Consider the following 3095-nt stretch of genomic DNA (forward strand, 5'->3'; position numbering starts at 1 on the left):
GTCCACAGGTGAGCGGCACGTCCGCCTTCCCCGCGGGGCGGTGGACAACTGCGGTCGCCGGCTGGGCGACGATGCCGCGACCGGCTCACACTGGGAGCCATGCCCGCCACGGATCGTTCCGCCACACCCGCACCGGGGCCCCACGCCGTGCCCGCTGTGCGCCCCGGCGCGCTCGCCGGGCACCCGCTCGCCGCACTCCGCAGGGCGCTGCGCGAGGCGGCACGGCTGGGTCTGCCGCTGGCATGCGCGGGCTGCGGGCGCTGGGATGTCGCCCTGTGCGAGGACTGCGCGGCGCTGCTCGACGTCGCCCCGCACCAGGTGGAGCACGCGGACGCCGCCGGGGATCTGCCGCTGTGGACCATCGCCGCCTACACGGGGCCGGTGCGCGCATTGGTGCTGGGCTGGAAGAACGGGTCACGCGAGGACCTGGGCCCGGTGATGTCCCGGGTGGGCGAGCGCGCCGGCCAGTGGCTGGCCGGCAACCTGCACACCGACGCCGTTGCAGCCGTCGAAGCAGCGGGACAGCTACTGGTAGTTCCGGCCCCGTCCGGTCTACGGCGCCGACTGCGCGGGCGCTTGGTCGCGGCGGACTTTGCCGACGCCGTCGCCCACGGCCTCGCCACCGGCTGGGCCGCAGACGGGAGCAAGCAACCGGTGACGGTGCTGAGCGCCGATGTTGTGCGCCGCCGCATCGGCACCGGCGGCGCGCACCAGGCGGGCCGTTCCGCGACACAACGACGCGCCAACCGCTCAGTGCCGCCCAGGCTGCTGACACCAGTGCGCGGCATGCCTGTCGTGCTCGTGGACGACGTCGTGACCACCGGGGCGACGCTGGGTGCGTGTGCGCGGGCGCTGACCCAGGGTGGCGCCGTCGTGCTCGGAGCGCTGACGGTGGCGGCCGCACCACCGCCGTCCCGGCATCGGCCGGTGCGCGTGCCTGGAGGGCCGGTGCGCACACCGACCCCATCGGCCACCGATGCCCGCCGTACCGACGCCGGCACGGCGGGCATGAGGACCGCAGAAATAGTGTAAGTTTGTGTCGTAACGCACATAGCACCGCGCGGCAGCCATCGTCGGCGCCGCGTCACCGTCTCGAATGACGGCTGCACGTAGGAGGAGGTGGCTGACCACTCCGAAGCCCGTCGTGAAGTGCGGCGGGTATTTCCCCTAGCCCGATCCCCTCATAAGGATCATTTGGACTCAGAAAGAGGTTCCACCATGGACATCACCGTCGTCGGTCGTAACGCGGAGATCAGCTCCCGCCTGCGGGACTACGTTGAGGAGAAGGCCGCCAAGGTCGAGCAATTCGACCCGCGTGTCCAACGTGTCGAGGTCGAGATCACCCACGAGCGCAACCCGCGCCAGGCGGACACCGCCGAACGCGCAGAGATCACCGTTGTCTCCAAGGGCCCGGTGATCCGGGCCGAGGCCAGCTCGTCCGACCGCTTCGCCGCCTTCGACATCGCCATGGGGAAGCTCACCGAGCGCCTGCGCCGGGCGCGGGATCGGAAGAAGAACCACCGCCGTTACGTCGTCGATGTCCCCGCGCCGACCCAGGAGGTTCCCGCCGCGGAGGCAGAGCTGCCCGACACGGATGACCTGCCCATTGAGGATTCACCGTCGGCGCCCACCGAGCCGGGCGTCGCGGTGGAGTCCCAGTTGGGCGACTCGCCCGTGGTCGTGCGTCAGAAACTCCACGAGGCCGTACCGATGACGGTGGATGAGGCGCTGTACCAGATGGAGCTGGTCGGTCACCCCTTCTATCTCTTCATTGAGAAGTCCACGAAGCAACCCTGCGCCGTCTACCACCGCCACGGGTGGACCTACGGCGTCATCCGCCTCGACGCGCAGGTGATGTAACACGGGATCCGGACCGGTTTGCCGGCCAGGTGCCGGTGCTCAGTACTCCTGAGTTCCTGATTCGGCCTGAGCCTCCGGGTGGAACTGTTCCGCCCGGAGGCTCAGTTCGTCAGGAGCAGCGCCGAATGCCGCTGAAACCCGGGCCGCCCGAGGCTCAGGCCAGTGGGAACGACACATCGGAGACGTCGGTCGCGGCCACGCGCCAGGTAGCGCCGCTGCGCTGCCAGACGCGGCCGGCGGAGTCAGTCAGCTGAACGACGCCGCTGGCGCGGTCGGCGGTCATCGCGGTCGCAGCCGGGCAGGTGTTCTCGGTGGTCTGCGGGCCGCCGACGCCAATGCTGCGGATGCGCGGCGTCGTCTCCCCGTCCGCAACCGCCGGAAGCATGGCCACACTGACCGGGTCGTACCAAACGATGTCGGTGGTGCGCGCGCCACTCGCCTCGGGCACCTCCCGGGGCTCGCCCAGAGCCGTGGGGGCGCCGTCGTCGCGGACGACGGCGGCGACATCAACCCGCTCATTGTCGCCGGAGCCATCGGCGCGGTGACGCACCACGATGCGGGCCGACTCGATGGACAGGTCGAAAGCCACCACTTCGCGCCCGGCCAGCCAGGGGGCGTCGATATCCGCGCGCTGGCCGAGGTCGTTGACGGCCAGCAGCGTCCCCGCAGCCGCGGTCCATACCCAGTGATGACGGTCGGCAAGAGGGGCGAGCAGGCCGTCGTCTTCGGCGTCGGCCTCACCGACCGACAGGATGACGCTGGCCGCGCTGTCGTCGGGCCGTACGCGCAGCAGGCTCGAGTTGCTCAGCGCGTACACGACCCCGTCCGCCCCGAGGGTGGGGTGCCCCGCTTCCTCGGCCCCCAGGGTTTCGGCAGTCACCAGCGTCGTGCGGGTCGAGCTCAGGCCCTGCACGACCCCACCCGCGCACATGCCGACCACCGCCCCACCGGCGGCGTCGACGGCGGGCAGCGAAGCCGGGCCCCCAAGGTCCTTGCCGTCGGCGCGCACGCGCACGTCCTCCACCAGTGTCAATCCGGGTTCGGTCTGGACGCCCACGAGCGTGGCGCGGATCTGGGCCACCAGCAGGCTCGTTTCGGCGTCGTCCAGTTCGTCAAGCGCGGCTGCGGCATCGGACAGGTCCACGTTGGCGGTGCCCTCCTCGACGACGACGCCGTCCTCCCCCACCGTGACACCTTCGGGTATGGCGGTGACGACGCCCGCTGCAAGCCACGCT

Annotated in this window: 3 protein-coding genes; 2 read left to right on the top strand and 1 reads right to left on the bottom strand. The window is 71.1% G+C overall.

What is annotated here, in order from left to right; translation table 11 throughout:
- Positions 1–99: 99 nt before the first annotated feature.
- Positions 100–1032, top strand: coding sequence for a ComF family protein (locus RWX45_RS02355; protein WP_316022182.1), 933 nt, complete (start codon positions 100–102; stop codon positions 1030–1032).
- A gap of 186 nt (positions 1033–1218) precedes the next feature.
- A complete protein-coding gene (hpf, locus tag RWX45_RS02360; RefSeq protein WP_316022184.1) occupies positions 1219–1860 on the top strand; it encodes a ribosome hibernation-promoting factor, HPF/YfiA family in 642 nt (213 codons plus the stop codon).
- Positions 1861–2014: 154 nt separating this feature from the next.
- Here the strand turns inward: hpf and RWX45_RS02365 are convergent.
- A partial coding sequence (locus RWX45_RS02365) for an LpqB family beta-propeller domain-containing protein (RefSeq protein WP_316022183.1) occupies positions 2015–3095 on the bottom strand: 1081 nt, incomplete at its 5' end.

This window comes from Actinomyces sp. MRS3W, from assembly GCF_032465695.1.
In the GTDB taxonomy this organism is placed as follows: domain Bacteria; phylum Actinomycetota; class Actinomycetes; order Actinomycetales; family Actinomycetaceae; genus Actinomyces.

Excerpts from the sequence above, each read along its gene's own strand:
- RWX45_RS02355 (WP_316022182.1), top strand. The coding sequence starts at position 100 with ATGCCCGCCACGGATCGTTCCGCCACACCCGCACCGGGGCCCCACGCC.
- hpf (WP_316022184.1), top strand. The coding sequence starts at position 1,219 with ATGGACATCACCGTCGTCGGTCGTAACGCGGAGATCAGCTCCCGCCTG.